We start from the raw sequence: 22,767 nt of genomic DNA on the forward strand, positions 1-22,767 counted from the left end.
TCTTTACCACCACCTTATGATGTAAATGCGACGTTCCAAAACAATAACTGAACATGACGGGCCGGTTAACTGGCACATATTACCCAAGCTGTGGCCTTATCTTCTCGAATTTCGTGGCCGGATTTTTCTGGCCTTGTTATGTCTGATAGCCGCCAAAGTTGCCAGCGTTGGCTTGCCCTTTATCCTTAAATATATCGTTGATGATCTGGATATCAAGACCGATCTGAATACCGTCGCTTTAGTGCCCCTGGCGCTGATTTTGGCTTACGGTATGGTACGTCTGGCCAATGTTTTAATGGGTGAGATTCGTGACACCTTGTTCGGCCGGGTAACCGAGCGCGCCATGCGGCGCATTGGACTGCAAGTATTTAACCACCTGCATAAACTGGAGCTGGATTTCCATCTTAATCGTCAAACTGGCGGACTGTCCCGCGATATCGAACGAGGTACCTCGGGAATCGGCTTTCTGATGCGTTTTATGGTGTTTAATATTGTTCCCACACTACTGGAAATCGGTATGGTGGCCGGGATCCTGTTTTATCAATACGGTTGGGGATTTGGTGTTATCGTGCTGTTGTCGGTAATTTGTTACGTAGCTTACTCGATTAAAGCCACCGACTGGCGTACCCGCTATGTACGTGAAATGAATAAGGCCGATTCCACCACCAATACTCGAGCTATCGACAGTTTGCTTAATTTTGAGACGGTCAAATACTTCAACAATGAACAATATGAAGCCAACCTCTACGACACCAATCTGGCTGAATGGGAACAGGCCAGACGTAAAAACCGGTTATCTTTGTTTACCCTCAACGGTGGTCAGGCTTTTATTATTGCAGCAGCGATGACAGGCATGATGTTATTGGCCGCACAACAGGTAACACAGGGCAAGATGACCTTAGGTGATTTTGTGTTGATCAATGCGTTTACAATGCAGATATTTATGCCACTCAACTTCCTGGGTTTTGTCTATCGCGAAATACGCAGCTCAATGGCCAATATTGAAAACCTGTTCAATTTGCTCGAACAGCAACCCAAAGTCACCGATCCCGTCCCCGCCTCCGACCTGCAAGTTAGCCAGGGACGAATCGAATTTAACCAGGTCCGTTTTCAGTATCATCCCGAACGCCCTATTCTAAAAGATTTAAGCTTCCATATTCAGCCCGGTCAGAAAGTGGCCATTGTGGGCCAAAGCGGTGCCGGCAAATCAACCATTATCAAACTGCTGTTCCGTCTTTATGATGTCACCGATGGTGGTATTTATATTGACCGACAAAATATCAGTGAAGTATCACAAGCTTCATTGCGCCAAAGTATCGCCATTGTCCCGCAAGATACCGTGCTGTTTAACGACAGCATTTTTGCCAATATTCAGTACGGACGTCCCTCGGCAACGGATGAAGAAGTAGACAAAGCCATTGATTTAGCACACTTGCGCCATTTTATTCAATCGCTGCCACAAGGCAAGAACACCCAAGTCGGTGAACGCGGCCTAAAACTATCCGGCGGTGAAAAACAGCGCGTATCCATTGCCAGAGCCATTTTAAAAGGCTCCAGAATACTACTTTTTGATGAGGCCACCTCCTCTCTCGACAGCCATGCGGAACAAGCTATCTTGTCGGCGATTCGGGAAGTGTCCCAAGGCCACACCAGCCTGATTATTGCCCATCGCCTGTCTACCGTAATTGATGCAGATAATATTCTGGTTATGGATCAGGGTCATATAGTGGAACAAGGCAATCATCAACAGTTAATAGCCCATAACGGTTTGTACAAAACCTTATGGGATACACAGCAGAAACAGTCAGAACAACAACAGGTAGCACAGCAAGATGCAGGATAGTCAAGCGATGCTTGAAGCCATCAACCAGACCATGCCCTTTGGAAAATATGCCGGGCGCAAATTACTGGAATTACCCGAACCTTATCTGGTCTGGTTTGCTGGCCAGGGATTCCCCGAAGGCAAACTGGGACAACAACTGGCGCTAGTCCACGAAATTAAAGTGAATGGACTGGAAGCGATGTTAATGCCGCTATTGCGAGATCGATAGCCTCCCCAAAATGGGCATATTTTGTCACTGACAAGCGCCCTCCACCCAACGATTAGCGGAGCGGAACGTGGTTAAGTCATTGCGCCGCACTCCTTGCTCCTGCATTGTTTTATGCACCTTACTGGCAACCATCTGTCGCAAGTAAAATGGCTGATTAATCACAAAGTGATGGATAGAATGTGTACTACCAAAATTAAAGCAAAATAACTGAAGTGGCATAAAATACCAGCGATCAAGAATTTGGGTCTGCTGCATCAGGCCATTAACATTGCCATAATAGTGCATATTGGAGGTAATAAAATTTAAGCAACCCGAACGGACCACGTTAGGAGCAATCAATACCACCACTATCAAGTCAATAACCCGCATAACTGCCAATAACCACGCAGGGTAATCTCCGGCGAATATCAGATCAATGCCATGAAATAGCAGAAAAATATACCAACAGGCAAAATACAATGTCGCTAACGGAAAAGTCGCACCTAATACTCGGGATACTGAAAAGTCATCTAATTCCCTGCGCAACACAGCACGGCGCAAAATCAATCCAGCCAGACCATCAAACATCACCAGATAACGACTAAAACCGGGCTTGATGCCGTTGCCCACCAGACGTTCTTCCATGTCTTTGCTGCTACCTGATACTTTATGATGCAGAAGATGCATATCGCGACGATACCAGGGATTAACCGTATTAGGCCGCATCAACCAGGTTACCAGCATCATCAAATGATAGATAACAGGATTATCGCGAAAATACTGATGATGGATCAAATCGTGCTCTATTTCATGAGAGATAGAAGCAAACAATGCAGACGCGAAAATACACGCCCACGCCGGAATACTGCCGATATAATACAGATAGCCACTGGTTAGCATTCCAGTTAAAGCCAACAATAAAATAACCAGTCCAATACCGTTCTGGTATTTCAGTATGGCGTAGCGAGCTCTTAACCGCGACTCTTCCTGGCGAATAGCATGGGTAATACATCTAACCTGCTGCCGCATAGTGCTTTCATGTAATGACTCTTCAGGTTTAATCATTAGCGACCTCCAAGGCTATTACCGAGATAGGGAATAGTCTAACAAAATATGCTCTGGAAGGCTTGTGGAGAAGGCTGACAGATTTAGCAAAGACGTTATGGATTAAACGACAGCGTTCATTTTGACTGTTTATTCCCGCCCTTGAATCACGGCTTATCAAATTAACCGGGTAGTCCAGTAATAAATCAAGATATACTGCCTTTGCATAATATAATTTGTTCAGAAAATAATAACTTTGCTTTTGATGCTCTACACTTGGCATGGTACAAGTAGATGTTTTATAAGGCCTATAAATGAGACTAAATAGCCCGGTGAAAATATTGCAATCTATTTTCTGCTTTGTTCTGCTAACCAGCTCCCCACTATTCGCCTCTACCGAAACTGCCACTATCATTTTTACCGGAAATATGCCTGAAGTCACTGTTCCAGGACTTGGAGGTTATGCAGAATTAGGGACCTTGCTAAAACAAACACGTACACAACACCAGCCGACATTTTTCCTGTTTAGCGGTGCCAGTCTGGGTCCGAGCAGTCTTTCGACACTGGATAGAGGCTCGCATATTATCGATATACTTAATACCCTCGAGCCCGACGCGATGGCAGTATCCAAAAGGGAATTCAGCTATTTCGAAGATGAGTTATCACTACGCTCCTATGAAGCCGCTTTTCCACTAGTATCGAGTAATATCTACGACCCTCTGACTCAAGGCAATCTGGATGGCCTGGTAAACAGTGCCATAATTGAAAAGGGTCAGTATAGGTTAGGGGTATTGTCTATTGTTGACCAGTCTGTGATCGAAGAATATGCAGTAAAACGGCTACAGATACTGGATCCTGTCGAAGCACAATTAGCCATCAAGCCAAATTGATGCGCGAGCAAGGAGTCGATCTGATCGTCCTTATTTATTCTGTCGACGTGGCAAATGTTGAACAGTTACTCGACGGGCATACCATCGATCTCGCGTTACACAAGGATAACTATTTTGAAATTGAGTCGTCGACCCCCTATCAACCTCATGGCAACGACGTATTTTTAACCGAGCCGGGCGTGGCGGCCATAATTGAATTAGTCTGGCAAAAGGGTAAACCTGAATCGTTACAACTTCATTGGCAAAAGCGCTATTTGAACGAATTTGACAAATTACCTCAAGTTGCCCGGCAAATTGCGGGCTATACCGCGCGTTTGAATAGGCTGCTAGCGCAACCTATTGGCATAACATCAACCCCTATAGATTGTCGGCGACTACAGCTGAGAACCCGCGAAAACGCCTTTGGCAATTTTTTGGCCGACAGTATCAAAAAATACACCGGAGCAGATATTGCCCTGATTAATAGCGGCGCAATCAGGGGGGACAAACTGTACCCCGCAGACCATTCACTGACTCGCAGAGATATTGCCGATATATTGCCTTACAGAGCAGAAATATTGGTACTCGACGTTACTGGCCAACAGATTATTGACGCGTTTGAAAATAGTTTCAGTTCTATCGAACGGGTTAAAGGACGTTTCTTGCAAGTTTCAGGATTAAAAGTCGTATATAATTCCAGTCATGCAACGGGGAAACGAGTAGTGTCTGTGCAAGTTAATCATCATGACATCATTGCCGACCAACATTATCAGCTGGCCACCACAGATTATCTGGCACAAGGTGGCGATGGCTATTCGGTCTTCTCAAACAGTCCAAGAGTCAACAACAATAAGCAAGTGATCCGATTATTATCGGATATTGCTATCAACCAGATTATTAAACAGAAAATCATATCGCCCGAGATTGAGTCTCGTCTAACCGATTTAGCTAATGCAAACTGAGCGTAATTGTGCCCGATAATTCATCTTTACCACAGACAAACGCGCCAATTGATAAACGGCCCCAATCCAGCAATCGTCGCGGCGCATCACTATCAACCTTTTTTACCGTCATATTAATTAGTGTTCTGGCATTATTAACGACCATTGCCTCGATAATTTATTATCAACTAAACCAATTTCAGCACATTCTGGATGATATTACCGACAAGTCTATTCCTGCCATGGTGCACAGTAATAAAGTCAACAGCCAGGTTAATAGCCTCACCTACTTAATCGAAGGTTTAACCCAGGCATCCAGTCAGGCATCTCGGCGGATCGCAAATCAGGAGATCCAGACAAAAGTGACAGAAATCATGGAAATGATTGAAGACAACCAGAAAGAAGATTATTTACTGGTGCATATCGAATCCATGACGACAGAACTGGAAAGCCTGAATCGGTTGATTGAACAAAAACTGGAACTCAAAAACCAGATAAACGAACAAAAAGTAATCCTGTATCAGATATATGCTGAGGTAATGGATTACATGCTTAAACCAGATAACAGTTCAGCTCACACATCAATAGCTTATATATGGGCGATAGAATTATCCAACGTCGTTACCACCTCGTCCGAAGCCCTGACATTGAATCGAATCAACGACATTCGCCAGATTTCTCAACGGATACAGAACTTACTCGATAGCCAGCAAAATAAAATTGACCAGCTACCGGCCAATACTCAAGCACGGGCAGCGGGGATAATTACGCAGCTAAGACAGACGCTATTGGAACCGCAAGGATTGATCCCGATGCGCATGGAACAGTTGCGCATTATCGGACGTGCTGTGGGACGCGGCCACTTTGTGCGTAATCTGGTCAATGATTTAGCCAACTTGGCTGAGTTCCAATCATTCGAGCATAACAATGCTGTTCAGGGAGAAACCCTGCAAACCAATCAACAAATCAAACAACAAATTCGCTATATGGGGATGATGTCGCTGCTGGCAGCGCTATTTTTATTGGCAATTGTGTTCCTGATCAGACAGCGGGTAGTTAAAAGGCTCAATATCCTGAATAAAAAAGTACAAGGGCGTATATCCGGTGGCAGTGAAGAACTGATGATTAGAGGAAATGACGAGATATCGGATATTGCCCAATCTTTCAATTATTTTGTCCAAATCATTGAGCAACAGAAACTTAAGCTGCAGGATCTGTCTCTTACCGACGGTTTGACCGGCATAGCCAACAGACGGGCTCTGGATGAACGATTGTTCAACAATATTCAATCGGCAAAACGTCACCAATGGCCGCTCTCGGTGCTGCTGATGGATGTGGACTTTTTCAAACCCTACAATGACAACTACGGACACGCCAAAGGCGATAAATGTCTGCAAGAAATTGCTTATGTACTAACCAGTAACAAACGCCGGGAAGAAGATTTCATTGCCCGTTATGGCGGTGAGGAATTTGTTTATCTGCTGCCACAAAGCGACGAGCAAGGTGCGACCCAAATTGCAGAGATTATTTTAGAGGCGATGGCCGAGCAAAATATCCCGCATCAATTCAGTCATGTCGCTCCTTACGTGACGGTAAGTATCGGCATCGCCACCTACAACTTCGAACAGCCGATTAGCGGCGATGAACTGCTCAAAAATGCGGACCAGGCTTTATATCAGGCCAAGCGCCAGGGCAAGAATCGCTTTGTATTTTTTAACTCCGAAACTTAAAGGCTGTTTATCCGTCATCTTCGCCATCACACAATTATAACGACGCATTTGACGAATTGGCATTTGCCAAAACCTATTCTCCTTGAGCTTTGTGTTGCTGTTGTGCCATATAGCGACTGATATTAATAAAACTGTCGACCCAGTACTGATCTTTATGTGCAGCCAGATAAGCCAGCAATTGATTATGTGCTTCTGCCGATACAGCCAGATAATCGCCCCCTACCCCGTGAAAAGTATAACTGCCCAAGGTCCCCATTTTTGCCGCCTGTTTAGCAAAATCAATGAGCTCCTGAGCACTATTACCGGTTGGCGCCCAGACCCGGGTCTGTTTTACATTCAGCTCATTTACCGGTTGGGGTTCACTGCCAAACATCGATTTAATACCGACAAACTCGGATTTGATCTGTCCTATATAGTCTTTTCCTCCTGCCTTCAAATCACCGCAAGGAGTCGTAAAAGTACGCTGTGTTTGGCCATCTATAGCATGTAAAAATGTGTTGGCCAGTTCGACTTCGGCCACCATTTTGGCAACGCTGTAGTTATCCAGATCTGCGTCCTCGGTAACCCATTCACGTCCGGGTAATGACGCGCTACAAGGATGAAAAAGACTGTGATTACCCAGTTCGTGACCCTGCTGGGCAATTGCACGCCATTCGTCAAAACGCTGTTTAATTACCGGTGATGCCAGCTTTACATAAAACGAACCTTTAAAACCGTATTTATTCAAGGCCGGGATCGCGTTATCGAGCTGACTATCCAGCGCATCATCATAAGCCAGACTAATTGCTGCTTTTGCGCCGTTGGGCCATTTAACCGGCTCGTTCGCCACAACTTGTCCGGCAAAAATCACACCTAACCACGTCACACCAAAAGATAAAATCATGTTTTTAATTTTGTTCATTGAAATTCCCCTGTTTTATCACTTGCATTACCTGCGACTTTTAACATCCAGCATTTCTGACAGACCAAATCCGGTGTTTTAGCGACATTTTTTAACAATACGGCCTCTCTGTTCCCGATAAATTACCAAAAAAATATTGCGTTTGGGCATAAAAACTGTAAATGTAAGCGCTTTCATAAATTAACGTAATTCTTTTACATTAAATCAACATCTATTCGCAAGCGATAAAATTGAATTGTGATGTTGAACGCATTAAAACTGGATATCAACTGAATGAATAAATTGCTAAGCCAATCTACCTTGATACTTTCCATTGCACTGGCATTACAATCCTGCAGTGTGGAGAGAACTGATACAGATGTCACCAAAGATACCACCAAAAATGAAATAACCGACATCTGGCCCAAACTGGATATCGAAGTTAAAAAAAATCCCGCCGTCGAAAAGCGTGTGCAAGATATCCTTGCAAGCATGACGGTTGAACAGAAAGTCGCGCAGACTATCCAGCCAGAAATTCGCGATATCAGTGTTGAAGATATGCGTCGTTACGGCTTTGGCGCCTATCTCAACGGTGGTGGCGCCTTCCCTGACAATAACAAACACGCCACAGCTGCCGACTGGATTAAACTGGCTGAGAATATGTATCAAGCCTCCATTGATGATTCGCTGGACGGCTCGAATATTCCGACCATGTGGGGAACCGACGCTGTTCATGGTCACAATAATGTTATTGGCGCCACGTTGTTTCCGCATAATATTGGCTTGGGCGCCGCGCATAATCCGCAGTTAATAAAAAAAATAGCCCAGGCCACCGCAGAAGAAGTGATGGCTACCGGTATCGACTGGGTATTTGCCCCAACCGTTGCTGTTGTGCGGGATGACCGTTGGGGACGCACCTACGAAGGTTATTCAGAAGATCCTGAAATAGTAGGTAAATATGCCCGCGCTATTGTTGAAGGTTTGCAGGGAGAAGCCGGCAAAGACTTTTTAAACCAGTACCATGTTATCTCCACCACCAAACATTTTTTGGGTGACGGCGGAACCGAAAAGGGTGACGACCAAGGTGACAATCTGGCCTCAGAACAGGAGCTGTTTGATATCCACGCGCAAGGATACGTAAATGGTTTAAGTGCAGGCTCCCAAACGGTCATGGCTTCGTTTAACAGTTGGCACGGGGTAAAAAATCACGGTAACCAATACCTGTTAACCGAGGAACTTAAAAACCAGATGGGTTTTGACGGGTTTGTGGTTGGTGACTGGAATGGTCACGGGCAAATCAAAGGTTGCAGCAATGATAACTGTCCGCAAGCCATCAACGCCGGTCTGGATATGTATATGGTACCCACCGCGGCCTGGAAACCTCTTTACCAGAACACCGTTGCACAGGTGAAGAGCGGCGAGATTTCAATAGACAGATTAAATGACGCAGTAACCCGTATTTTACGGGTCAAAGTCCGTGCAGGTCTGTTTGACAAACCCTCACCGGCCAATCGTCCTTTGGCCGGTAAAACCGAGCTGATTGGCGCGCAAAAGCACCGTGATGTCGCCCGTGATGCGGTACGTCAATCTCTGGTATTACTGAAAAACAGCAAGCATGTATTACCGCTTTCTGCCAATTCCCGTGTATTGGTGGCTGGCGATGGCGCAGATAATATTGGCAAGCAATCCGGCGGCTGGACCATTACCTGGCAAGGTACCGGTAACGTCAATGCCGACTTTCCCGGCGCCAGTTCCATCTGGGACGGTATCAAACAACATGTTGAGCAAGCCGGTGGCAGTGCTGAGCTGGACGTGAAAGGTAATTTTGAGCAAAAGCCCGACGTGGCGATTGTTATCTTCGGTGAAGAACCCTACGCCGAAGGTAATGGTGATGTTGACAACCTCGAATACCAGCGTGGTCACAAAACCGATCTGGCACTGCTTAAAAAATTAAAAACGGCCGGTATTCCTGTTGTCAGTCTGTTTATTTCCGGTCGTCCAATGTGGGTTAATCCTGAGTTAAATGCTTCGGACGCCTTTGTTGCTGTCTGGTTGCCGGGTTCCGAAGGGCTTGCCGTCGCAGACGTACTGTTTAAAGATCAAAACGGCCAGATAGCTCACGACTTTAAAGGCAAGCTATCCTACTCATGGCCTGCGACCCCAAATCAAACGTTAAACCGCTTTGATGATGAATATCAGCCATTATTGCCCTATGGCTATGGTTTGAGCTATCAGGATGAAGATACCCTATCGGTCAATCTTGATGAAAACAGTGCCGCGGCAACGGACAAACTGGAGCCAATGAAACTGTATAGCCTGACCATTCAAGCACCATGGCAATTGCGGGTGGTGGCCAATCAACAAAGTTCGGCGATGACATCCAGTGTATTAGCAACACAAGCACTGACCATAAAAACCACCGATTTTCATGTTCAGGAAGATGCTTTGCATATGGTCTGGCATGATAAAGGAGAGGCGTCTGCCACTTTTGCCAGCAACTTTCCCAGCGATTTACGCACCTATCAGGAACAAAATTCGGCCCTCAGTTTTGATATCAAAGTCACTGCTGCACCAACTCAGCCAGTGCATTTAGCAATGCAATGTGAACAGGGTTGCGCCAGCAAACTGGACCTGACGGATAAACTGAATACCTTGCCAACAGATAAATGGCAAAAAATAAGCATTGATCTGGCCTGTTTCACCGATACCGATTTCGCACGGGTTTACAGTCCTTTTGTTTTGCAAACCGCAGGGTCGATGGATATCACCATCAGCAATGTAGTAGTTGAAAAGCAAACAGACAGTTCTGCAAGCTGCACTCTGTAGCCGTTTCTTCCTATTGGTGAGAGTATCTATGATTGGATACTCTCGCCTTTTTTAAAAAGATAAATTGGCTTTAGGATTTTAATAACTTGTCTGCAATCAATGGTCTGTCCGGAAACACCCTAGACAACTCTTGATCACTAAATCCCCAATGTTCCGATAACACCTTGCCAATCCAGGAAAAACTGTTTGACGTTGGCATCAAATCCCGTTGTTCAAACAATTGTTCGTTAGCCAACCCCGGCCATTGGCCCATCACTCGGCCTCCCTGCACCGCCCCACCGGCTAACAGCAACATACTACCGGTTCCATGATCCGTGCCACCTGTACCGTTTTCTTTCACTGTTCGACCAAATTCGGTGGCCACCACCACCACGGTATTATTCCAGCTTTTGCCCAAGCCTTGTTTAAGTATTGCCAGGCCGTTATCCAGTTCGGATAACTGGCGCGCTAATCGGGCATGCTGATTATTGTGAGTATCCCAGCCGCCTAGTTCGAGCATGGCGCAGTCGATATCTCCGCTCATTAATTGGGCACAAGAACGGGTTAGATCGGTGAATTTACCTTTTCTTTTCTCAGCATTAACATTCATTCCGGCCATTTGTCCGGTTTCCAGTCCATCGGCTAGACGTGATGACAACAAGGGGTCTCTTTCATACATCTTGATCAGGGACTGATATAAATCCTCGTCGGCACTTTTTAATCCGGATGGATACCAGGTACTCACCTGGGCCTTGTTAGTGTTATCGTCCCGCAAGCTAATAGGTGTTGAACGGGCAATGGCCAGCGCCTGTTTGTGCCTGATTTCAACCGCCCGTGCCAGCCAGCCGCTGTCATGGTTTATCTCCGGCAAACCGCTTTCCAGATAATCCTGACCATCAAAATGTGATCGTTGCTGATAACCCGATGATACTGCTACAACAGGCAACAGCTGTTTATCTAGATACCAGCTATGTAAATTCACCAGTGAAGGATGCAGCGCAAAATCGTTATTTAATGGTAATAATCCCGATTTAATTCCGCCAACCAGTTTGGGCCGATGCACATTCAAATCAGGATCAGAAACAGGCACCAGTGCATGTAATCCATCCATTGCACCACGCAGCACCACCCAGACTATTTTGGCAGTTGCCGCTTTGCTGTGAGTTATTTCTGCGCCCAAAGCTAACATTGGCGGACTAAACACAACCAGTCCAGCCCCCAACGCTTTAATAAAATCACGACGTTGCATGCCTATCTCCTCTGAAATTCCGGACTCATCAATAGTAACGCCAAGGATTGCTGACGGCTTTCGGCACGCAATACTGTGCTATAGGTAACACGACTGACACTGTTTGCCAAAGTCCCCTGCATAATATGCTCGGCATTGGCTGTTTTGGCCCGGGCCGCTAACGTCGATGACCAGTCAATACGGCTCATTAAGGCGCTGGAACCGTTCCAGTCGCTTTGTTCGTCGCTATACCCGGCAGGTGAACCCGCACGAAAAGGTTGTTGCCCCAATATTGTCAACGCTTGCAAAAGCTGTTTTGACGGTACCTGATCAACGCCGATGGCACGGTAGGTCGAAATGACGAATTCTCTGGGTGTTTTAAACTTTTGCGCTTGAGTCTGCCAGGATTCTTCTGCATTGATCAAAGTTGCTATCACTGCCGACAAATCCCCTTCGGTCTGATTCCATGTGGCCACTAATTTATCGACTAATACAACAGGCGGAGTATCGCTGATAAAATGACGCACCAGTTTAAAACACAAATGCTTGGCAGTTGCAGGATGTCGGGCAATATCCACTAACATCGCTTTGCCTTGCTCAACTTCTTTTTGCGGGTAACGTTTGCCCAACAGCAAACGCTCTCCCGGCTCGTGGCCCGCTTTGCGGTAGATAAACCCGCCAGTTTCATTTTTGCTGTAATTGGCGACACTCCAGCCGGTAATGCCTTTGGCCAACTCAACCACATCCCGCTGGCTATAGCCGCCATTCACCCCTAGTGTATGCAGCTCGAGGATCTCGCGGGCCAGATTTTCATTCAGCCCTTTACCTTTTTTACCCAGTCGCGAGCTGGGGCCAAAAGAGCGTTCATTGTTTAAATAAATTAGCATGGCGGGATGCCGGGTTACGGCAAGCAACATATCGGAAAAATGCCCGGACAAATGCGGTGCAATGGCTTCGCGCTCCAATGTACCGGCCAAGCCCCTCATCAGCAGGTTAGTGCCGCTAACGCTAAAATGATTGGAGAAAAAATCCAGCAAGCGCCAATTGAGACTTTGTGAAGACGATATTGCAGCATTGAGAGTGTCAGCATATAAGTCATTAAACGTTTGCCGAATAAACTTTTTGTCCGCTTCCAGCTCATCATTTGCCATGATATTAACTGCCTGATTTTTTTGACGCTTTTGCACTTGTCGATAATGACCAAAACGCTGCGCAATCTCATCAGAACTGGGCAATGATGTATCAAAAGATACCGGTGGCTTATGCTTGAGCTGGTTAAGTAACCAGGCTTTCGGATCAGTTTCCGCTTCGGCCTGTTCTCCCGGGCGTGCGCCCAGCCCAAACCGGTTTGTTGCAATCACTGCATTTAATGACATTAATCACCTATAAGACCAAGCAAAACTTTAATACACAAATACTAATCTCAAACCGGATGATTACGAACACATTTACATGATATTTACATCAGCCCATGGAAAACCACATCCAGATGGCCGCGCCAACCATAAATAAATTTTCGGTCAGCGAGATAAAGCCCAGCGGGACATTACTGTTACCGCCCACACAAGCACACTTTAGTTCGCGCTTGTCGATATACACCGCTTTAAATACAGAAACCGCACCCACTACACCAATAAACAACGATACGGGAGCCACTAACCAGGCATTGAGTCCAGCCAACATACCTAGTCCTGCATAAGCTTCTGCAAAAGGATAAACATAGGCATAGCGCACCATCTTCATACTGAGTAAATCGTAGGTAATAAACTGGTTAGAAAAGGCGTACAGATCCCGTAATTTTTGTACCGCTAATAAACACATACTGAGCGCGACAAAACGCTCAATGGTCACAACCGATAACACTGGCTGATTAGTGCTCAAGCCAAGCGCCAGTGCAATCAGCAGTGCCAGCAAAAAAATAGCAATAACCGGTGTATAGGTGGTGCCTTCAGGCTGAGCGGGACCTTTATTAAAAAACTCTCGCAGATCGTCATAGCCGCCAATCCGTTTGTCATCAATAAAGGTTTGCGGGGTGGTTTCTACATTATGTTGCTGTTTAAAATCATCGGTTTGTTGGCGTGTGGTAAGTTTGTGGTCATCAACGCTATAGCCTTCACGCTCAAGCAAGTCTTTGGACTTTAAGCCAAACGGACAAATATGCTGATCGGTAACCATTCGATACAATGTGGCGGTTTTACTCATGATTTTTCTCCTTAAGCTGATAAGTTGAAATGATCTGAATTCCCCTGCTTGATTCGCAAAACGTGCTCAAAAACAATTGTTCCCCCTCCTCTTAGCCTTGCACATTTATCGCAGATCCGAAAGTTTCGCTGTCGTTACTGATATAATGCCGAGCTTAGTTACACCCTAAAACAACGGAACCTCAGTTACATGACAGTATACCAAGGCAATATTCGCAAGATGCGAGTGAGTACCGACAGCAATCATCTGGCCCAATACCAACTGCCTGTTGGTGAACAGCTAATCGATATGAACTCGCTGATTGGGCAACATGTCAGCGTCAGTTTTAACGATCAGATCCATTGCGTGCATTGCCAAACCAAAACTAAAAAAAGCTTTAACCAGGGCTATTGTTATCGGTGCCTTATTTCATTGGCGCAATGCGACAGCTGTATTATCAAGCCGGAATTATGTCACTATGAAGCAGGCACCTGCCGTGAGCCGCAGTGGGGCGAAGAAAACTGTTTTGCTGATCATTTTGTGTATTTGGCCAACACCGGCACAGTAAAAGTGGGGATCACTCGCCACGTTAGCGATGGCGTATCCAGCCGTTGGCTGGATCAGGGCGCCACCCAGGCGATCCCTATTATGCGCGTGCAAAACCGTTTAATGAGCGGCTTGGTCGAAACAGCTTTCAAAGCGCATATAGCGGATAAAACCAACTGGCGCACCATGTTAAAAAGCCAACCACAACAGGTTGATTTAGTCGCATTGCGCGATTCCCTGCTGGAACAAATTGCAACAGAATTAACCTCACTTACAGATCAACACGGATTACAGGCCATTAATGTTGTTGATGCACCGGCAGTTGATATTCATTATCCCGTTGAACAGTACCCGGACAAAGTGAAGTCGATTAATCTGGATAAAGAAGGTCAATTTAACGGTGTGTTAAATGGCATTAAAGGCCAATACTGGTTGCTTGAGGGCGATCGGGTGATCAATATGCGCAAATATGCCGGTTATCATTTAAGTATTCAAACCGCCTGATAAAAATAAAGCGGCGTAACAATGGCTACGCCGCCAGTACTTTTAATAGGTTAATGTTTGTATCGCATGGGCAGGAATAGTTACTTTGGTCAGTTGACGCTCAACAAAAAAGTTATAACTTACCGGCTTGTCGGTCTTGTTCATCACTACTGTTACCTGAGTGTTATCCGGGTTGATAAATGAGGTCGCCAATAACAGGCTGCGGCTGCTGGATGTACTCACCCGCTGCGCACCAGGGCGCACAAACTTGGAAAAGTGGCCAATATAATAGTAACTGGGAGTGAAAATTAGCTCACCAGTGTCGGTATCGCCGTGCACAGGCGCAAAACAGAAATTGCCCACATGATTAGGACCACCATGCTGATCAAGCAGAATATTCCAGTCGGTCCAGGCCACCGTGCCACGATTAAAGTCATTAATCATCGAGTCACCATAACGCTCGGCGTTGGGCCAGTACTGATATTTTTGCTGAGAAAATTTCTCGTTGGTGCCTTCGGTAAACAGCAAGGCAACATCGGGATAGGATTCATGGACCAATGACAGATTGTCATACATAGGCTCACCACCGGTCCAGGTTTCGTACCAGTGAAAGCCGATACCCCATACATATTTAGCCGCGTCGGGGTCATCCAGTATCACGTTCGCCCGCTCGGCAATCAAGTCACGATTATGATCCCAGGCGATAATCTTCTTATCCCCTAGCCCGGCCTTTTCCATCACCGGTCCCAAATGATTTTTAATAAAATCACGCTCCTGTTCAGCGGTATAATTCATCGACTCCCAAGTTTGTACTGCCATCGGTTCGTTCTGCACCGAAATTCCCCAAATCGGGATACCTTGTTGCTCGTAAGCCTTAACAAATTTGGTGTAATACCTGGCCCAACTGTCTGCATATTCAGGCAACAACTGGCCGCCATGCAGCATATTGTTGGTATCTTTCATAAAAGCTGGCGCGCTCCAGGGACTGGCGAACATCGTCAACTCCCCTCCTGCCGCCGCTATCACCTGTTTAATTAACGGAATACGAAATTGACGGTCATGCTCAATAGAAAAGCTGTTTAACTCACTGTCACCTTCATCAATATAAGTATAACTGGCGCTACTAAAGTCCGAACTATGAATAGTAGTGCGGCCAAAACTGTAACCGATGCCCTTGTCTTTATCGTAATAGGCCGTCAGCAGCTCTTGCTGTTTGTCTTTTGGTAACTTGGCAAATACTTCCGCTGCCGAGTCGGTAATCGCCCCGCCAATGCCCACAACATGCTGGAAACGTTTATCCGGATTCACAAATACCGAAATTTCACCTTCCGACGGCTGACTTCCTTGGGCAAAAGTCAGTTTATCTGTTTGACTCAAGCGTAAATCAGTATCTTTAGCGGTGGTATAAATACTCAGCGTTTTCATGGCCAAGCTTGCGCCATTTGCAGCTTGTTCAGCCAAACCCTGCCCCGCTATCAGTAAGCCAATTACACCTGAAATTATCTGTTTTTTCATTATTTCTACCTGGGTTACGCGCTTAACTAAAATTTGAAAATCACAACTAAATATCACCTTGTAAGCGCTTTCATATTCAGAAGGCTAACTTTACTCAAACTGCCCTGTGTTAATCAATACAATAATTTTTGTTAAAGAAATATAGTTAAGAATTTATCATTGTTGAGATAAGAAATTTTTAAAACGTTCCGCCAAATATTCTCTATCTGGCCTCAATTCACTTTTTTGGGGAACCCGCAATTTTTTTCCTTCAAAATCAAGAATAGAAGATTTTATGAAGCTATTATCGTCTAGTACTTTAAGCTCATTACTTACGCAGATTGTATAGTCGGAATCTATCCCTATAAGGTTAGAATCGTATGCTTTGTGGTGCAATCGAGATAGTGAAACTCCGTTTTTGACTGTTTGATTCACTCCTATCTGTGAGTCAGGAATAATATGTGCTGCTTCTAACAATTTCATTGTTGGAAGTCCTGTTATCGCGCATTTATTGTTATATGCGTCGAGAACATTTCTCCGAAATGAGGCCTGATGCATCCGAATTTTAGTTTCTCGAACCTCATACCTACTTTCAATTTCATTAGGAATTCGATATTGCACATCGCAGTCTTTCTTAACTATAGATTTATTGCCCACGGCTATCAGCGCATACCCAGCGTCTGGAAAAATGTTCGACACAAAGCACGGCCATATAGCATTGTAAAGACCAGGTGCTATAGCATGGAAATAGATGAACGGAGTATTCCTTTCAAGTGACGCCCATAGGTAAGCATTACCATTTTTATATGGGTCACCTCGCTGTAATGAATAGTTGAAGTAATTATCTGAAGTTTGATGATCGTTGTAAATTCCTCTAAGGCCATCTCTGCGAATCGTCGTTTTGATACTCAATGCACAATGTTGCATCTGCCGAGGTTTGAATATTCCAACTGCTCGATTATCTAAAAGTATTTTTTCTCCATGAAAATAAAAACCTTCCGAGATGATTGATGCAGGTATCGCCGCACCAAACAAGGAAGATAATGTTTTTACTCTCTCAAAAGCAGTAGTAATAATTTCGATGTCATTTGTCGACATAACTTCAGATCTAAGTCTTTTTTATTCATTAATATCATCTCGAGTGCTTATAAGCCAATTGATTTAATTAAACTTTTTATTCTAATAGATAAATAGTGGAGTAAAATAACCACCAGTACAAAGCAACCAGATTTATCATCACGGTAAACCAGAAAACAACCCGGAATGGAGTTTTTCGGGATTTATGACGTAAACGCTGTTGTGCGATGGCAGCGCCCGGCCAACCACCGAACAAGGCTAACAGATGTAGTGTTTTTTCCGATATGCGCCAGCCGTCGCTCCGGGCGCTCGATTTATCCCAAGCATAAGCAAAATACGTCACAGCACTTAAACCCCAATAACTCGCCAATAACATTGAAGGAAAATGTCCCAGCCAGGTTGTCAGTGAGATAAGCATTAAAAAGATAATAGCGAGATAGATAGAAAACCGGTTAACGGATTGTTGTTTAACCAACCTGCCTTTTTGTTTCATCGGTGTTGTCCCGGTTCAGCTTCTAGCGCCAAAAACGGGCCATTAAAGGTTTAACTGTGGTGCCGTGTAATAATATGGATAAGGCCACCACAATCAGGATTAGATGCATTAATCTCAGTGAAACTTCTTCAGGTAAGCCATGTTGAATGGCATACATTAAATAGTAAAGTGAGCCTATCCCCCTTACCCCAAACCAGCCTGCCATTGCTCGCAGTCGCCAAGGAGTGCCCGTACCAAGCAAGCCGACAAAAACACTGACGGGTCGCGCAATCAAAAATAAAAATAATGCCAGTGAGACGGCTCGCCAGCTCCAGGAATCAATAAACAAGGTGCCACCAATCAACAAAATAAGCACCAGCTCAGACAAACGCTCCAGATGCTCTTTGAAAATTAACGACCCTTTACTAACAGTGTAAGAAGTCTGATCCTCTTTATCACGTTGCTGATTGGCTTTGGCGGTTAGCTGGCTTTCTGTCTGGCGTAGTGCCACAGCGGCAAAAAATACCGCCAGGAAACCCCAGGTATTCGCCAATAAACTGATACCGTAAACCAGCGCGATAAGGCCAAGTCCCAGAAAATCATCCAGTAATTCATGCCGATGCTGTTTGCCGCGCAACTTCCAGCCTATATTTCCCAACACCACTCCACAAGCTATGCCAATCATAATTCCGCCAATGGTCGCCCATAGCACATCAAGCAATAACCATTGCATAGCGCCGTCACCTATTTCATGTATGCCAAGCATGCCAAGCCCGAGCATCACAAAAGGAAAGGCAGTACCATCATTCATGCCGGCTTCGCAGGTTAGGGTGAAGCGTAGTGGATCTTCATCACTGGTATGCCTAATTTGCACATCTGTTGCCAGTACCGGATCGGTCGGAGCCACAATCGCGCCCAGCAAAATGCCTGCCCCCAAGGGTAAATCCAGCGCGTAATAGGCAAATGCGGCCACTAGCGCTACGGTAATCGTCATTGAAACGGTGGCCAGACAAACCGGTGCCCGCCAGTTTTTAAAGCGAATGGGAACTGGCATTTTAACCCCTGCCGAAAACAGCGAAATCAGTACCGCCACTTCGGTAAACACCTCCAGTAACGCCGATTCTTTCAAGGGATTAAAATGGAAAAGATGGAATACCGTGGGACCGACTAACATGCCCACCGCCAGATAGATAATTGCGGAGGTTACCGGCAAACGCTTAATCACGGTAAAGGTCAAGCCCATGAAAACCAGCAAACTACCAATCAGCACAAACCATTGCGCATTATTCAATTGATCAGTCATGATCTACCTTGTGCATATTCACGCCTCCGACATTCCTGCATTACAGATTAACAGTGTTAGCCTAGAAAGGTAATTGTCTGTATTTGGCATCAATCCGCTACCGACCAATTCACATTTTTTGGTTTTCATGGGAAATTTACAGCGATAAAACATCATTTTTTGTGATGCTTCACATATCAATTATCCAATGGTGTCAGTTGGATAAATCCCTTATGATGATAATTCGTTGATGTTGTTGTAATGCAACTGCCAACCTTTCTGCTTTAAATACAGGACTCGCTGTGTCATCAATTATTTCTATCAACAATTTAAATAAAGTCTACGATACCGGTTTTCAGGCGCTTAAAAATATTAACCTTGAGATAAAAAAAGGAGAAATATTTGCGCTGCTCGGCCCAAATGGAGCCGGTAAGACCACACTCATCAGTACTATTTGCGGGATTGTTAATCCCAGTGACGGCGAAATTCTGGCCGACGGGCATAATATCGTCACCGATTTTCGTGCAGCCCGTAGCAAAATAGGCCTGGTACCGCAGGAAATCAGCACCGATGCCTTTGAAAGTGTTCAGTCTACAGTGGCGTTTAGCCGCGGTTTGTTTGGCAAACCGGCTAACCCGGACTATATCGAAAAAATACTTCGCCAGTTAAGTTTATGGGAGAAGCGCGATTCCAAAATTATGGCGTTATCCGGCGGCATGAAACGCCGGGTAATGATTGCCAAAGCACTGTCGCATGAGCCGGATATTTTATTTCTGGACGAACCCACAGCCGGGGTCGATGTGGATTTACGTCGTGATATGTGGGAAATGGTACGTGGCTTACGCCAAAACGGTGCAACGATTATTTTGACCACCCACTACATCGAAGAAGCCGAAGAAATGGCCGACCGCATCGGTGTGATCAATAAAGGTGAAATTGTACTGGTGGAAGATAAAAAAGCGCTGATGCACAAACTGGGTAAACGCCAGCTAACCCTGCAATTGCAAACGCCACTGGAGTCTATTCCTGCCGAGCTGCAAAGCTTGCCGCTGGAACTGGTGAATGAAGGTAACGAGTTAATTTATACCTTCGATACTCAAAGTGAGCATACCGGAATTGCCGAGCTGCTTAAAAAACTTAGTGCCCACAATATTGATTTTAAGGATTTGAACTCCACACAAAGTTCGCTGGAAGAAATATTTGTTAATCTGGTAAGGGCTAAATAATGAATTTTTATGCTGTTAAAGCCATTTATAAATTTGAGATGGCACGTACCTTTCGCACCTTAATGCAAAGTATCGCCTCACCGGTATTGTCTACGTCTTTGTATTTTATTGTATTTGGCGCCGCGATTGGTTCACGTATGGGTGATATCGACGGCATTAGTTACGGTGCGTTTATTATCCCCGGACTGATGATGTTGGCACTGCTAAGCGAGAGTATTTCCAATGCCGCATTCGGGATTTTCTTTCCCAAGTTTTCCGGCACGATTTACGAAGTGTTGTCCGCGCCGGTGTCGCATGTCGAGATCGTGATGGGCTATGTGGGCGCTGCCGCGAGTAAATCCATTATGCTGGGGTTGTTGATCCTGATCACCGCACGCTTTTTTGTCGATTATGATATCCAGCATCCTTTATGGATGTTGTCATTTCTGGTATTGACGGCGATAACCTTTAGTTTGTTCGGTTTTATCCTAGGTATTTTGTCGAATAACTTCCAGCAACTTCAGGTGGTGCCGTTATTGGTGATCACGCCACTAACCTTTCTGGGTGGCAGCTTTTATTCGATTAGCATGTTGCCACCCATCTGGCAGAAAATTACCCTGTTTAACCCGGTGGTATATCTGATTAGCGGCTTCCGCTGGAGCTTTTATGGCGTATCTGATGTCCATATCGCCATCAGTGTCGGCATGACCTTGTTGTTTATGCTGATATGCCTGACATTTATATGGTGGATCTTTAAAACCGGTTACCGTTTGCGCCAATAGTGGTACAATACGCACATCGATTACGGGTTACCCGAATAAAGGGTGGCCCGCTCCCCATTTGATTTAAAAGGTTATGATAAACAGCATTTCCAGCGCTCCAAGCCACATACTTTGTTATCCCCTACTCCGCGCTATTGCCTACTTAACTGTCATACCCGAACGTCCCCCAGTTTTTAATTTAACTTTTAGGAACAAGCATGAAACGTATCGTAATCGTAGGCGGTGGCGCCGGGGGATTTGAACTAGTTACAAAATTAAGCCGATATAGTGGCAAACATACCGGGGTCGAAGTCGTTCTGGTCGACAAGGTCCGTACCCATATATGGAAGCCCTTAATGCATGAGGTTGCCGCCGGAGTGATTAACAAAAGCTCTGATGGCGTGGACTACCGTATGCATGCCAGTCGGCATGGTTACGAATTCCAGCAAGGCACCTTAACCGGTATTAACCCTACCGAAAAAAATATTACTCTGGATGCCTATTTCGATGAAAACGGCCAGTTGATCCTGCCGGAAAGGCAGATCAGTTATGACATTCTGGTGCTGGCAATCGGCAGTGTCAGTAATGATTTTGGTACTCCAGGCGTTAAGGAACACAGCTATTTTCTGGATTCACTGGCCCAGGCAGAACGTTTTCACCGCGCGTTAATTAACCAGTTATTACGCATCAACCAGCCAGAAACCAAACAGAATATCCTGAAAATATCCATCGTCGGTGCGGGTGCTACCGGCACAGAACTGGCGGCGCAATTGCACCATGTAGCTAATTTATCCAAAGCTTACGGCATGCCGGGCATGTCGGCCAAACGTATTCAAATCAGTATTATTGAAGCGGGAGCGCGTATCTTGCCAGCGCTTCCCGAACGTATTGCCAGTGCTGCCAAAAAAGCGTTGCAAAAACTGGATGTACGTATCTTTGAAAACACCCGGGTGATCCGCGCGCAGACAGATGGTTTTGTAACCAGTGACGATAAGCTGATTGAAAGTGATTTAATGGTTTGGGCCGCCGGTGTCAAGGCGCCGGATCTGATCAAGGAACTGGATTTGTTTGAACTGAATCGTTCGCAACAAATACTGGTTAATGCCACCTTGCAAAGCAAAAATGATGACAGCATTTTTGTGATTGGCGATTGCTGCGCCTGCGAACAGGCCGACGGCTCCTGGGTACCACCACGCGCCCAGTCGGCGCATCAGATGGCCTCACTGGTGTATAAAAATATCACCCTCAAATTGCAGGGTGAACCACTGAAAGATTACATCTACAGCGATTACGGCTCACTGGTGCATTTAAGCAAGTACAGTACGGTGGGCAGCTTGATGGGCAATTTGTCCAACAGCAGCATGTTTGTGGAAGGTAAATTGGCGCGGCTGGTTTATACCTCCTTGTATAGCATGCACCAGATTGCCATTCATGGCTGGTTCAAAGGCATGCTGGTGATGCTGAGCCGCAAGGTCGGCAATATGGTCAGTGCCAAGCTAAAATTGCACTAGAGGCTATTGGTCTTTCATATTCACCACTGCTGATGTGTAGCACAAGGTATTGAATTAAACCGGGCGCATCGCATAAGATACGCCCGTTTTTATCCCCTAAGCCTTTAAGTACTGCTCCAGACCGATATGGATGATAACGGCCCAGTCTGTCAGGTTCTAATAACATGCATAGTATTTATGCTTGTCTGGTTTGAAGTCATTTTTTGGCCGGATTCGAAAAACGGACAT

At 45.4% G+C, this 22,767-nt stretch carries 19 protein-coding genes; 10 read left to right on the forward strand and 9 right to left on the reverse strand.

Annotated features, from left to right (window positions below; genetic code table 11):
- Nucleotides 1–25 precede the first annotated feature (25 nt).
- Both V1467_RS11525 and V1467_RS11530 read left to right on the forward strand, forming a co-directional pair.
- Nucleotides 26–1,843, forward strand: coding sequence for an ABCB family ABC transporter ATP-binding protein/permease (locus V1467_RS11525; RefSeq protein WP_416305117.1), 1,818 nt, complete (start codon nt 26–28; stop codon nt 1,841–1,843).
- Nucleotides 1,833–2,051 (forward strand): DUF3820 family protein, encoded by a 219-nt coding sequence (locus tag V1467_RS11530; RefSeq protein WP_416305118.1) that lies wholly within the window; start codon nt 1,833–1,835, stop codon nt 2,049–2,051. The genes V1467_RS11525 and V1467_RS11530 overlap by 11 nt, the downstream gene beginning before the upstream one ends.
- A 24-nt stretch (nt 2,052–2,075) precedes the next feature.
- Here the strand turns inward: V1467_RS11530 and V1467_RS11535 are convergent, their stop codons facing one another.
- Nucleotides 2,076–3,095 (reverse strand): fatty acid desaturase, encoded by a 1,020-nt coding sequence (locus V1467_RS11535; RefSeq protein WP_416305119.1) that lies wholly within the window; start codon nt 3,093–3,095, stop codon nt 2,076–2,078.
- 293 nt (nt 3,096–3,388) lie between these two features.
- Here V1467_RS11535 and V1467_RS11540 point away from each other — a divergent pair, with 293 nt between their 5' ends.
- Genes V1467_RS11540 through V1467_RS11550 form a run of 3 tightly spaced genes read left to right on the forward strand, consistent with a single transcriptional unit; the run spans nt 3,389 to nt 6,614 of the window.
- Nucleotides 3,389–3,964 carry a hypothetical protein gene (locus V1467_RS11540; RefSeq protein ID WP_416305120.1) on the forward strand — a complete coding sequence of 192 codons (576 nt, stop codon included), beginning with the start codon at nt 3,389–3,391 and terminating at the stop codon, nt 3,962–3,964.
- The gene (locus V1467_RS11545; RefSeq protein WP_416305121.1) at nt 3,964–4,905 is read left to right on the forward strand and encodes a bifunctional metallophosphatase/5'-nucleotidase; all 942 of its coding nucleotides are present in this window, start codon (nt 3,964–3,966) and stop codon (nt 4,903–4,905) included. Before V1467_RS11540 ends, V1467_RS11545 begins: the two co-directional genes overlap by 1 nt.
- An 8-nt stretch (nt 4,906–4,913) precedes the next feature.
- Nucleotides 4,914–6,614, forward strand: coding sequence for a diguanylate cyclase domain-containing protein (locus V1467_RS11550; protein ID WP_416305122.1), 1,701 nt, complete (start codon nt 4,914–4,916; stop codon nt 6,612–6,614).
- 73 nt (nt 6,615–6,687) lie between these two features.
- On the opposite strand, the gene V1467_RS11555 is transcribed toward V1467_RS11550, so the two are convergent.
- Nucleotides 6,688–7,515, reverse strand: a complete 828-nt coding sequence (locus tag V1467_RS11555) for a polysaccharide deacetylase family protein (protein ID WP_416305123.1) — start codon at nt 7,513–7,515, stop codon at nt 6,688–6,690.
- A 273-nt stretch (nt 7,516–7,788) separates the two neighbouring features.
- On the opposite strand from V1467_RS11555, the gene V1467_RS11560 reads away from it, so the two are divergent.
- Nucleotides 7,789–10,320 (forward strand): glycoside hydrolase family 3 protein, encoded by a 2,532-nt coding sequence (locus V1467_RS11560; RefSeq protein ID WP_416305124.1) that lies wholly within the window; start codon nt 7,789–7,791, stop codon nt 10,318–10,320.
- Nucleotides 10,321–10,390: 70 nt separating this feature from the next.
- Here the strand turns inward: V1467_RS11560 and V1467_RS11565 are convergent, their stop codons facing one another.
- The 3 genes from V1467_RS11565 to V1467_RS11575 form a co-directional block, all read right to left on the reverse strand.
- Entirely contained in the window at nt 10,391–11,548 is a 1,158-nt protein-coding gene (locus V1467_RS11565) for a DUF1501 domain-containing protein (protein ID WP_416305125.1), read from the reverse strand.
- A 2-nt stretch (nt 11,549–11,550) separates the two neighbouring features.
- A complete protein-coding gene (locus V1467_RS11570) occupies nt 11,551–12,903 on the reverse strand; it encodes a DUF1800 domain-containing protein (protein WP_416305126.1) in 1,353 nt (450 codons plus the stop codon).
- Nucleotides 12,904–12,991: 88 nt separating this feature from the next.
- On the reverse strand, nt 12,992–13,729 hold the full coding sequence (locus tag V1467_RS11575; protein WP_416305127.1) for a MauE/DoxX family redox-associated membrane protein: 738 nt from the start codon (nt 13,727–13,729) through the stop codon (nt 12,992–12,994).
- 189 nt (nt 13,730–13,918) lie between these two features.
- On the opposite strand from V1467_RS11575, the gene V1467_RS11580 reads away from it, so the two are divergent.
- Nucleotides 13,919–14,758 (forward strand): DUF2797 domain-containing protein, encoded by an 840-nt coding sequence (locus V1467_RS11580; protein ID WP_416305128.1) that lies wholly within the window; start codon nt 13,919–13,921, stop codon nt 14,756–14,758.
- Between the two features lie 42 nt (nt 14,759–14,800).
- On the opposite strand, the gene V1467_RS11585 is transcribed toward V1467_RS11580, so the two are convergent.
- From V1467_RS11585 to V1467_RS11600, 4 genes are all read right to left on the reverse strand, one after another.
- Entirely contained in the window at nt 14,801–16,252 is a 1,452-nt protein-coding gene (locus V1467_RS11585) for a glycoside hydrolase family 30 protein (protein ID WP_416305129.1), read from the reverse strand.
- Between the two features lie 156 nt (nt 16,253–16,408).
- On the reverse strand, nt 16,409–17,329 hold the full coding sequence (locus V1467_RS11590) for an HNH endonuclease (protein ID WP_416305130.1): 921 nt from the start codon (nt 17,327–17,329) through the stop codon (nt 16,409–16,411).
- 76 nt (nt 17,330–17,405) lie between these two features.
- Nucleotides 17,406–17,801 (reverse strand): DUF1294 domain-containing protein, encoded by a 396-nt coding sequence (locus tag V1467_RS11595; protein ID WP_416305131.1) that lies wholly within the window; start codon nt 17,799–17,801, stop codon nt 17,406–17,408.
- A 22-nt stretch (nt 17,802–17,823) separates the two neighbouring features.
- The gene (locus V1467_RS11600) at nt 17,824–19,083 is read right to left on the reverse strand and encodes a cation:proton antiporter (RefSeq protein WP_416305132.1); all 1,260 of its coding nucleotides are present in this window, start codon (nt 19,081–19,083) and stop codon (nt 17,824–17,826) included.
- A gap of 281 nt (nt 19,084–19,364) precedes the next feature.
- Between V1467_RS11600 and V1467_RS11605 the strand changes: the two genes are divergently transcribed.
- The 3 genes from V1467_RS11605 (at nt 19,365) to V1467_RS11615 (ending at nt 22,539) form a co-directional block, all read left to right on the forward strand.
- Nucleotides 19,365–20,288 (forward strand): ABC transporter ATP-binding protein, encoded by a 924-nt coding sequence (locus V1467_RS11605; protein ID WP_416305133.1) that lies wholly within the window; start codon nt 19,365–19,367, stop codon nt 20,286–20,288.
- Nucleotides 20,288–21,049 carry an ABC transporter permease gene (locus V1467_RS11610; protein ID WP_416305134.1) on the forward strand — a complete coding sequence of 254 codons (762 nt, stop codon included), beginning with the start codon at nt 20,288–20,290 and terminating at the stop codon, nt 21,047–21,049. Before V1467_RS11605 ends, V1467_RS11610 begins: the two co-directional genes overlap by 1 nt.
- A 197-nt stretch (nt 21,050–21,246) precedes the next feature.
- Nucleotides 21,247–22,539 (forward strand): NAD(P)/FAD-dependent oxidoreductase, encoded by a 1,293-nt coding sequence (locus tag V1467_RS11615; RefSeq protein WP_416305135.1) that lies wholly within the window; start codon nt 21,247–21,249, stop codon nt 22,537–22,539.
- Nucleotides 22,540–22,767 lie beyond the last annotated feature (228 nt).

The organism is Neptunicella plasticusilytica, assembly GCF_047922965.1.
Taxonomy (GTDB): domain Bacteria; phylum Pseudomonadota; class Gammaproteobacteria; order Enterobacterales; family Alteromonadaceae; genus Neptunicella; species Neptunicella plasticusilytica.

Bases quoted from the DNA above. Each gene is read 5' to 3' on its own strand.
- V1467_RS11525 (WP_416305117.1), top strand. From the start codon at position 26: ATGCGACGTTCCAAAACAATAACTGAACATGACGGGCCGGTTAACTGG.
- V1467_RS11530 (WP_416305118.1), top strand. From the start codon at position 1,833: ATGCAGGATAGTCAAGCGATGCTTGAAGCCATCAACCAGACCATGCCC.
- V1467_RS11535 (WP_416305119.1), bottom strand. From the start codon at position 3,095: ATGATTAAACCTGAAGAGTCATTACATGAAAGCACTATGCGGCAGCAG.
- V1467_RS11540 (WP_416305120.1), top strand. From the start codon at position 3,389: ATGAGACTAAATAGCCCGGTGAAAATATTGCAATCTATTTTCTGCTTT.
- V1467_RS11545 (WP_416305121.1), top strand. From the start codon at position 3,964: ATGCGCGAGCAAGGAGTCGATCTGATCGTCCTTATTTATTCTGTCGAC.
- V1467_RS11555 (WP_416305123.1), bottom strand. From the start codon at position 7,515: ATGAACAAAATTAAAAACATGATTTTATCTTTTGGTGTGACGTGGTTA.
- V1467_RS11560 (WP_416305124.1), top strand. From the start codon at position 7,789: ATGAATAAATTGCTAAGCCAATCTACCTTGATACTTTCCATTGCACTG.
- V1467_RS11565 (WP_416305125.1), bottom strand. From the start codon at position 11,548: ATGCAACGTCGTGATTTTATTAAAGCGTTGGGGGCTGGACTGGTTGTG.
- V1467_RS11570 (WP_416305126.1), bottom strand. From the start codon at position 12,903: ATGTCATTAAATGCAGTGATTGCAACAAACCGGTTTGGGCTGGGCGCA.
- V1467_RS11575 (WP_416305127.1), bottom strand. From the start codon at position 13,729: ATGAGTAAAACCGCCACATTGTATCGAATGGTTACCGATCAGCATATT.
- V1467_RS11580 (WP_416305128.1), top strand. From the start codon at position 13,919: ATGACAGTATACCAAGGCAATATTCGCAAGATGCGAGTGAGTACCGAC.
- V1467_RS11585 (WP_416305129.1), bottom strand. From the start codon at position 16,252: ATGAAAAAACAGATAATTTCAGGTGTAATTGGCTTACTGATAGCGGGG.
- V1467_RS11590 (WP_416305130.1), bottom strand. From the start codon at position 17,329: ATGTCGACAAATGACATCGAAATTATTACTACTGCTTTTGAGAGAGTA.
- V1467_RS11595 (WP_416305131.1), bottom strand. From the start codon at position 17,801: ATGAAACAAAAAGGCAGGTTGGTTAAACAACAATCCGTTAACCGGTTT.
- V1467_RS11600 (WP_416305132.1), bottom strand. From the start codon at position 19,083: ATGACTGATCAATTGAATAATGCGCAATGGTTTGTGCTGATTGGTAGT.
- V1467_RS11610 (WP_416305134.1), top strand. From the start codon at position 20,288: ATGAATTTTTATGCTGTTAAAGCCATTTATAAATTTGAGATGGCACGT.
- V1467_RS11615 (WP_416305135.1), top strand. From the start codon at position 21,247: ATGAAACGTATCGTAATCGTAGGCGGTGGCGCCGGGGGATTTGAACTA.